This is a genomic window from Gramella sp. KN1008 (assembly GCF_004332155.1).
Classification (GTDB): Bacteria; Bacteroidota; Bacteroidia; order Flavobacteriales; family Flavobacteriaceae; genus Christiangramia.
On record NZ_SJDV01000018.1, the window covers coordinates 1 to 8861 of the forward strand.

At 34.4% G+C, this 8861-nt stretch carries 10 protein-coding genes; 9 read left to right on the plus strand and 1 reads right to left on the minus strand.

What is annotated here, in order from left to right; translation table 11 throughout:
- The 3 genes from EZJ28_RS16135 to EZJ28_RS15865 all read left to right on the plus strand — a co-directional run.
- Positions 1–760 (plus strand): hypothetical protein (locus EZJ28_RS16135; RefSeq protein ID WP_207388482.1); only part of this gene is annotated, 760 nt, incomplete at its 5' end.
- A gap of 202 nt (positions 761–962) precedes the next feature.
- Entirely contained in the window at positions 963–1730 is a 768-nt protein-coding gene (locus EZJ28_RS15860; protein WP_242670150.1) for a polysaccharide pyruvyl transferase family protein, read from the plus strand.
- Positions 1731–1750: 20 nt separating this feature from the next.
- Positions 1751–2596, plus strand: coding sequence for a class I SAM-dependent methyltransferase (locus EZJ28_RS15865; protein ID WP_131399690.1), 846 nt, complete (start codon positions 1751–1753; stop codon positions 2594–2596).
- Here the strand turns inward: EZJ28_RS15865 and EZJ28_RS15870 are convergent.
- Complete coding sequence (locus EZJ28_RS15870; RefSeq protein ID WP_131399692.1) at positions 2579–3490, minus strand: alpha-1,2-fucosyltransferase; 912 nt, start codon at positions 3488–3490, stop codon at positions 2579–2581. The genes EZJ28_RS15865 and EZJ28_RS15870 overlap by 18 nt on opposite strands.
- A 56-nt stretch (positions 3491–3546) precedes the next feature.
- On the opposite strand from EZJ28_RS15870, the gene EZJ28_RS15875 reads away from it, so the two are divergent.
- The 6 genes from EZJ28_RS15875 to EZJ28_RS15900 all read left to right on the plus strand — a co-directional run bounded on the left by EZJ28_RS15875 (position 3547) and on the right by EZJ28_RS15900 (position 8847).
- A complete protein-coding gene (locus tag EZJ28_RS15875; protein WP_165499103.1) occupies positions 3547–4179 on the plus strand; it encodes a class I SAM-dependent methyltransferase in 633 nt (210 codons plus the stop codon).
- A 12-nt stretch (positions 4180–4191) separates the two neighbouring features.
- Positions 4192–5130: a glycosyltransferase family 2 protein gene (locus EZJ28_RS15880; RefSeq protein WP_131399696.1), complete on the plus strand. Its 939-nt coding sequence runs from the start codon at positions 4192–4194 to the stop codon at positions 5128–5130.
- Entirely contained in the window at positions 5117–6286 is a 1170-nt protein-coding gene (locus EZJ28_RS15885; RefSeq protein WP_131399698.1) for a polysaccharide pyruvyl transferase family protein, read from the plus strand. The genes EZJ28_RS15880 and EZJ28_RS15885 overlap by 14 nt, the downstream gene beginning before the upstream one ends.
- Positions 6287–6358: 72 nt before the next feature.
- Positions 6359–7159 carry an ABC transporter permease gene (locus tag EZJ28_RS15890; RefSeq protein WP_165499104.1) on the plus strand — a complete coding sequence of 267 codons (801 nt, stop codon included), beginning with the start codon at positions 6359–6361 and terminating at the stop codon, positions 7157–7159.
- A 1-nt stretch (position 7160) separates the two neighbouring features.
- Entirely contained in the window at positions 7161–8372 is a 1212-nt protein-coding gene (locus EZJ28_RS15895) for an ABC transporter ATP-binding protein (protein ID WP_131399702.1), read from the plus strand.
- Between the two features lie 43 nt (positions 8373–8415).
- A complete protein-coding gene (locus EZJ28_RS15900; RefSeq protein WP_131399704.1) occupies positions 8416–8847 on the plus strand; it encodes an FkbM family methyltransferase in 432 nt (143 codons plus the stop codon).
- Positions 8848–8861 lie beyond the last annotated feature (14 nt).

The following is an 8861-nucleotide window of genomic DNA, read 5'->3' on the forward strand; positions in this document are numbered from 1 at the left end:
TTGTAGTATGATAGTGCTCATGTCCCCAGCAACTGAAGGGAAACTTAATAATTATTCAGGAAGTGGTGATCTATTACATTCTATGATCTATTCTATTTTATCAACAGGATCGTTTATAATTAAAAATGCATTTCGCTGGCCGCATATTATTATTTACCTCGGACTTTTTATATTGTTCATTATCCTAATTGCCAAAAATAAAGGCGGCCGAATAAAAAGTTTTAATCCTTTTATTTTAGCCACAATTTCTTTCTTTTTTCTTAGCACTATAGTTTTTGTTCCCTATTATACCATGGGAGTTCCTAATTTGACGGTCAGCAGAATTGGTAATTTGCTCTTTTCCGTTTTTCAGGCAATATTTTTCTTAAACTTATTAAACCTAGCGAGTTTTTTTTCCACTAGATTAAATTACTCTAAGTATTTAACTTTGCTCAGCGTAAGTGCTGCCGTTTGTGTTTTAGGCTTTCTTGGACTTTCGATTGGGAATAATTCAAATTATGCGAATCTTTATTCAGATATTTTTAACTCAAAGTTCCTTCTATATAAGAATGAAGTAGAGAGTAGGTACAACATATTAAAGAATACCGAGTCAATCGAAGTAGAGCTCCCTCCAATTAAGAACTATCCTTCCAGTTTTAGAAATTTTGAAATAAAGTCAGATCCTAATCAGTGGGAAAATAGGTGTTATAATAAGATGATAAACGAAATGTATGATAAACAAATACATTCGATAAGGCTATCTAAAAACCAGGAGGATTGATCTGTAAAATTTTTATTTATCTACTTCCTTCTCCTGAAAAAATGTAGCTTTAGCGGTTATTTAAATTTCTAAAATGTTTTGGGATCAATATTATCGAATTATGTAGAAGATTTTTGTATCTATGATCTTATAATACATTTATCATATGGCCTCTTCATTATCTAAAACTATTCCTCTCTTTTATTGGAGTGAAACCAGGTTAATGGGTAAGAACAAAGAAAACTATGGTGACCTGCTGTCAAAGTATATCGTAGAAAAGGTATCTGGAATGCCTGTAAAATGGGTTAACCCTTCTAAAACTCCATGGTATAGCATCAATAAAAAAAATTATTCTGCAATCGGCAGTATTCTTCATCACACTTCAAAATATACCTCCGTTTGGGGAAGTGGTATAATTGACAGAAAAAAGAAGATAGAAGGCAGTAAATTTTTTGCTGTTAGAGGCCCAATTACTCGTAAGTATATCCATAAGCAAGGAATGACCTGCCCTGAAGTATACGGAGACCCGGCCTTACTTTTACCAAAATTCTATTATCCTGAAGTGGAGAAAGAATTTGAGCTGGGAATAATTCCACACTATAATGACTACCACCTGGCCTTAGGTTTGTTCAATGGAATGAATAATGTGAAAGTAATAGATCTAATGACAAATAATATCGAAGAGATTACTACGGAGATCTTAAAATGCCGTAAAACGATTTCATCTTCGCTTCATGGCATAATTGTGTCACATGCTTATGGAATTCCCAGTATTCAGGTCAAGTTTTCGGAAAGAATTTTTGGAGATGGAGTAAAATACGAGGATTATTTTAATTCAGTAGATATAGATAATTATGTGGTTCCATTCGTGGATAGTGCGGTCTTTTTAGATGAGATGGATAATTACTTTAAAAACTCTAATTCTCTGGTATTACCAGAAAGACTTAATGACCTTCGAGAAGGTCTGCTAAGAGTTCAACCTTTTAATTAAATCTTTATTAATCAAGTTGAATGGAGGAGAACGCTAAGAATCAGGAAAAAAACAAGTATTTATACGAGCAACAATATTTGAATTATTCGATTAAGAATATATTGTGGTGGTTAGATCATCTGGATGATTATTTACGATTTGCCACAAAAACCGAAACCAGCTGGTTTGGGATATATCAGGATAATTTCAGAGAAAAAATAAAGGGAAAGAAAATCCTTGAAATGGGCTGCGGTAATTGTAATAATGCTGCGGTAATGGCTGCCCTGGGAGCCGAGGTTTATGCGAATGATATTGCTTCTGCAAGTGGCGAAATAGTAGATAAATTAAACCAAAAATATACTTTCAAATATCCAATAAAATTTATTGAAGGGGATTTTCTGAAGAACGACTTAGAAGAAAATTCATTCGATTTTATTATCGGTAAGGCCTTTTTACATCATCTCACTATTCCTATTGAAAAAGAATTTCTGAAGGAAACAGCTAGATTATTAAAAGAAGACGGTGAGGCGAGATTCTTTGAGCCTGCAGTGAATAGTAAAATTCTGGATGAAATAAGATGGTATATTCCTGTGGATGACAGGCCTTCTAAATTTAATAGAAAGGCTTTTTACAAATGGAAAGCAAACGATCCTCATCCGGATAGGAGTTATAGTAGTCGCCATTTTGAAACAGCAGGGAAAGAGTTTTTCAGTGAAGTTCAAATCACCCCAATAGGATCCCTTGAACGTTTTAGAAGACTGCTGCCTGTTGGAAAATTTAGTGGAAAATATACCAGATGGGCTTTAAAGAATGAAAAGCTTTTGCCGAATTTTCTAAATTGCTCTATGGCCAGGAGTCAATTGATAGTGCTACGAAGACCAACCTAATTTTTTGGGTAGCCTGATGATTCGGTATTTCATACCCCTTAGCTTATTGTAAATGAATTTTCCGAAGAGATAGGTGTTAGCTTTAATATAGAGTTTAGAATATCTGGAAGGTATATTTTTTCTCCTGTGATCGTGTATGATCCATCTATCGGGAAAGAAATCTTTTTCATTTGAAAGCGTACTTTTTTTACCTCTGAATTTACTCAAAGGCCTTACAATGCGAGTATCTTCTTTTTCACCCAGCCACGCTACCCACCAGGAGAACGTTGAATTGCTTATTATGTAATCATCACATCTGGATCCTATTGCCAACTGCTCCATAGGACTGAAGCCTTCAAGAAAATAGGCATTTTCAAAATGGCCAAAATGATATTTACAATATGCTATATCGTCACTTATAAAGATGAGATTGCGCTCTTCCCAATCTGGAAAATATTCTAAAAGAGCAGTAAAATAAAACCTGTATGATAACTGAAAATAAAAAGGATGATGTATAAAATCCCCTCTTCTTACGCTTATAAGTATGGTTTTCCTGTCAAAAAGAGAAGAATTTTGCTTTAACAGTGGATTTATAAATTCGTCTTTGAACTTAAAAACCACCTCGCGGGTGTATGGGATATCAAAATATTGTTCAGACTGTAACCAACCTTCCAGGTCATAATCACTATCTTGCTTTAAGTCCCATTCATAAACATGGAACTGTTTTTCTTTTATATATTTTAAATTTACATTCTCCGGTGTTCTTGGAAAATTAAAATCGAAGAATTTCTCATATTTCCATTCAGGAAAAGAATACGTGTGACCTTTATCTCTGGCTATCCCAATAGTGGATGCCAGGTGGAATAACTGATTACCGAGATTTCCTTTTTTTTCGAGTTTGGAAAATGTAAGCATTAAAGTAGTAGTTTTAACAAAAATAATTAAATTTTGATATGAACAGGTTTCAATTAATGAAGCACTTGATTGATGAAAAAAAATATTCCACTTATGTTGAGATAGGTGTTCATAGAGGCAGACTTTTTTTTCCTTTGAAATGTAAAAGAAAGATCGCGGTAGATCCGGCGATGAAAATAAACTGGAAAGGGAAACTTGTTTGGATCAAAAGGAATTTCTCTAATATAAATAATCGCTACTTTGAGTTAACAAGTGATGAGTTTTTCATACAAAAGGCTCCATCACTCTTTAAGCAGGAAGGGGTAGACCTTTTTTTTATTGATGGATTGCATACTTTTGAAGCCAGTCTCAACGATGTTCTAAATAGCTTAAGATATTTAAATAAAGATGGAACAATCGTGATGCATGATTGTGTTCCGCCAAACGAAGCTGCCGCTACTCCGGCTAAATCATTTCAGGAGGCAAAAAGAATGCATATAGAGGGCTGGACGGGACAATGGTGCGGTGATGTTTGGAAGACGGTTGAATATTTAAGAATTAAATATCCTGAAAGCTTGACTATTACGGTTCTAAATGACGATTTTGGGTTGGCGGTAATCAGGGTTAAAGACCATACAATAGATCGTGAAATAGATGTTGATCTTTTTAACACTATAAACAAAACTCCATTCGAGCACTCTGCTTTATAATTGTAATTTTAAATGGCTTTGCAAACAACAGTCGTAATTGTAACATATAATGCCATCCAGTGGATATCAAAATGCCTTAATAGTATAGGAAATGACTACCCTGTGGTTATTGTAGATAATAATTCGACCGACAATACTACCGAATTTATTCAATCTAATTTCCCGAAGACTCAAATAATATCACAAGAAGTGAACATGGGCTTTGGGCAGGCAAATAACATAGGGATTAGTAAGGCGATTGAAGATGGTGCGCAGTATGTCTTTTTAATGAATCAGGATGTCTACCTGGAGAAAGACTGTCTTCAGAAATTGATCGAATTTCACAAAAGTAATACTCAATTCGGGATTCTAAGTCCTGTTCATCTAAATGGAGAGGGAAATAAAATAGATTCTCTTTTTTTTAAACATACTTCAATTGAATACAATCCTGATTTCTATTCAGATTTTGTTACTAATAATAGTTTAAGAGAAGTCTATGAATTTCCATATGTCAATGCAGCGGCATGGTTAATTTCAAAGGAATGTATAGAAACCGTTGGTGGATTTGACCCTATATTTTTTCATTATGGAGAGGACCACGATTATTGTAATAGATTAAGATACCACGGTTTTAAAATTGGAATACTTCCTCTAATATACATAAAACATGATAGAGAAAATAGGAAGGTGGTGAGGTTCCCTCCTTTTTCCAATGAACATTTAAAGTTTAAGGAGCGAATGCTTAAAACCAGGTATACTGATATTAACAAAAATGAAGTTGCTAAAATTTCTTATGATAAAGGGCTTACTCGGAAAAACTTAATGAAAAACCTTTTCTTACTAAAAATAAATAGGGTAAGATTTTACTGGGAGGAAAAGAAGATGTTGGAAAGGATTACAGGAGAGATTTTAAATAGCAGGAAAATAAATAAAATTAAAGGAAAACATTATTTAAACATTGAGCGGAAATAATAACAAGATCATCTACTTTTTATCTGCAAGCGACAGAATTAATTATGGAGATTTGTTATTTCCACTTGTCTTCCGTGCAATTCATCCTGATAGTGAGTTCAGGAACTTTGGAATAAGGTCAAGCGATCTTTCTCATTTTTCTGCTTTACCTACTTATTCATACCGTAAACTTCTAAGGGAATTAAAGAGAGAAAATATAACGCTCTTAATCGGGGGTGGAGAAGTGTTTTTTGCTAACTGGAAAACCCTTTATAGATTTATAAATCCCCTATATAGGAGTTTGTCTTATAGGAAATGGTTTCATAAGCTGGATAAACGGTACGACCTATGCGAGAACTTGCTTTGTAATAAGAAGGTTAAAGTTCCTTTCTGTCCTGGACTCGATGAACTTGGAAATGCCGATTTAAATATTTGCTATAGCTCGGTTGGAGGTGGCGAAAATTTAGCGGGGAAAAGTGATAATTATCTTGTACATGTAAAAAACTGCCTAAAACAATCTGAACACTTAAGCGTTCGGGATAAAAGAACTCAGGAAAATTTAAGAAGTATTGGTGTAGACTCAATTTTAGTACCCGATTCAGCCCTTTTAATTTCTGATATTTATTCATTGGAATTTCTGAATTCAAAAAAATCATTGAAAGATAATCTTTGTGAAGATTATCTTTTCTTACAACTGGGGAGGTTCAAAAAACCACGAGATCTAAAAAGGTTTTCTGAAGATATTCATAACCTTAGTGAACGTTTGAAATTAAGGGTGATTCTTTGTCCAATTGGTAAAGCACCTGGTCATGAAGATGATTTAGTTTTAAAAGAATTGGCTGCATTAGACCAAACTTTCAGTTATATTGAACCCAAAAATATTTTTGATATAATGCTTTTAATAGCTAGATCAAGATTGTATTTGGGTACTAGCCTTCACGGTGTAATCACAGCTCAAAGTTTTGACATACCTTTTGTAGCTTTGAATAAGAATCTTCCTAAGGTGGAATCCTATATTCAAACCTGGATAAATGACGAGATGGTAGCTTTGAATTTTGATGAGATAGAAAAGGTTGATAATATTTATTTAACCTGGAATTATAATGATGTTAAAAAGAGAACACATTTTCAAAAAAGAATGATAAGACAGAATTTTAAAGAAATTTTGCGAAAATAACTTCAATTGAGGAAAGAATTCATTTAAATGTCATTGGAAACAAAAATTTATCAGAGAGAAAACAACTTTGGTTTGGGCGATTTGCTTAAAGCAAGCCTTAAAGATATTTATTCTTCAAGGTTCCTGGCAAGACAGATAGCTGAGAGGGATATTAAGGCGCAGTACAGGCAATCCTATCTTGGTATTATCTGGGCTTTTATAACGCCACTCGCTACGGCAGCGGTATGGGTTTTTCTAAACCTTTCCGGCACCATTCGGGTTACCGATACCGGAATACCCTACCCCGTCTATGCGTTTTCGGGTACGCTTATATGGTCTATTATCGTCGAGGCCATCAATGCGCCAACTTCAAGTACCAATTCTGCCAGGAGCATACTCACCAAGATCAATTTTCCTAAAGAGGCCTTAGTGATCTCGGGGATCTACAAACTGTTATTCAACTCGTCGGTAAAGATCGTTTTATTACTGGCCTTTATATTTCTTTTTGGCATAGGGTTCCACTGGAGTATATTTCTATTGCCTGTAGCCATTTTTATCGCTTTGGTATTTGGTACTACGATCGGATTATTTTTGACACCTGTAAGCATTTTATACCGGGATGTTGGGAAGATCGTTTCGGTAGGACTTTCGTTCTTAATGTATGCAACTCCCGTAGTGTATGCCATACCTGATACCGGAATAATGAAAACCCTTATGGAGATCAATCCCATAAGTCCTATTATACTCACTACACGTAATATGCTAACTGGAACCATGCCCGAATATCTGGGATATTATATAGTGATCATCCTGCTGGCTATTCCTTTATTATTTGTGGGACTGGTATTTTACAGGATCTCCATTCCAATTATTGTTGAACGTATGAGTGCATAAGATGGAGGAGAAAGAGGTTTTGGTAAAGGTAGAGGGCTTATCTAAAAAGTTCTGTAAAGATCTAAAGACCAGTCTTTGGTATGGTATCAAAGACCTGCTAAGCAATTTAAATGGGAATCAGGCAGAACGGTCTTTAAGGGAGAAGGAGTTCTGGGCGGTGAAGGATATAAATTTTGAATTGCGGCGGGGAGAATGCCTGGGTTTGATAGGCCATAACGGTGCAGGGAAATCTACCCTGCTTAAAATGTTGAACGGTTTAATAAATCCCGATGCCGGGAAGATCACTATAAAAGGTCGGGTAGGGGCCTTAATAGAACTTGGAGCCGGTTTTAATCCTATTTTAACCGGAAGGGAGAATATCTACAATAATGGGGCAGTACTTGGTTTTACCCGTAAGGAGATAGAAGAAAAGCTGGAAGAGATCATAGATTTTGCGGAGATTCGTGAATTTATTGATATGCCGGTACAGAACTATAGTAGCGGAATGAAGGTACGCCTTGGCTTTGCGGTCGCAGCACAAATGAAACCTGATGTTCTTATTATCGATGAGGTACTAGCAGTTGGGGATCTTGGTTTTATCCTTAAATGTTTTAAAACAATAGATTTAATTCTGCCAAATACCGCAATTATTTTTGTTTCGCACAGTATGCCACAAGTCTCTAGACTTTGCGATGAAATAATCCTATTAGAACGAGGAAGATCTGAATTCCAAGGCAAAGATATAGCAAAAGCTATTGATCTTTATTATGGTCATTTTACAAATAATCAGAAAAATATTGTTTTCACCGATGGAAGTTTAGAACTTGAAAATGTTGAGTTACTTGATGTGGAGAATGTTGAAAATGAAATTGCACAAATATTATGGAACGGCCATTTAAAAATCTATTTCCGATTTAGAGTTCGGAATCCAAAAATGGAAATTCCTAACTTTAATGTATCTATTTTTGATAAAGAACAACGGCCGTTGGCTATTTTACAAGAAAATCTGAAACCATCCAATTTTAAAATAAAAAATGGGACTTTTGAATTTGTAGTTATTCACAGAAATATTCAATTATCAAAAGGAATATATTCGATAAATATGCACGTATCAAAAGGAAAATTTAATACTCCAATATTACGGATAAATGATATTCTTAAATTTCAAATTTTGCACGATAAGGATATTTGGCCACCATTCCTTTTAGCCTCTACTTTTGAGAAGCCAACATAGTCTTGAGCCGAAAGCTCTTTCTTATTTCCTTAACAAATATATAATGTCAAAATTCAATCTTCATAGTTTAAAAGAGAAATTCTTATTAGAGGTTTATAATAGATGTTCTCTTGCAGGCAAAAGGAGGATAATATCGTTCTTAAGAAAAAATAATTCCTTAAGCTTGCTGAGTAAAAGAGCAAATTTCAGAGGAAAATTTCAAGTAAAAATTCCGAAAAATAATTATTTCTATATGATTAATTATGGAGGTATTATAGAGGAAAGAACTCTCCGAGATGGACTATTTAAAACTTGGGAGAATGATATTGGATGGATTTGGGTTCAATTGTGTAAGTGTTCCGATGTAGTTTTTGACGTAGGAGCCAATACCGGTATTTACAGTTTGGTGACAAAAAGTATCAATCCCAATGCTTCTGTTTATGCATTTGAGCCCTCTCCGCGTAATTTTAAAAAATTAAGAAAAAATAACTATTGAAATAATTTTGATAT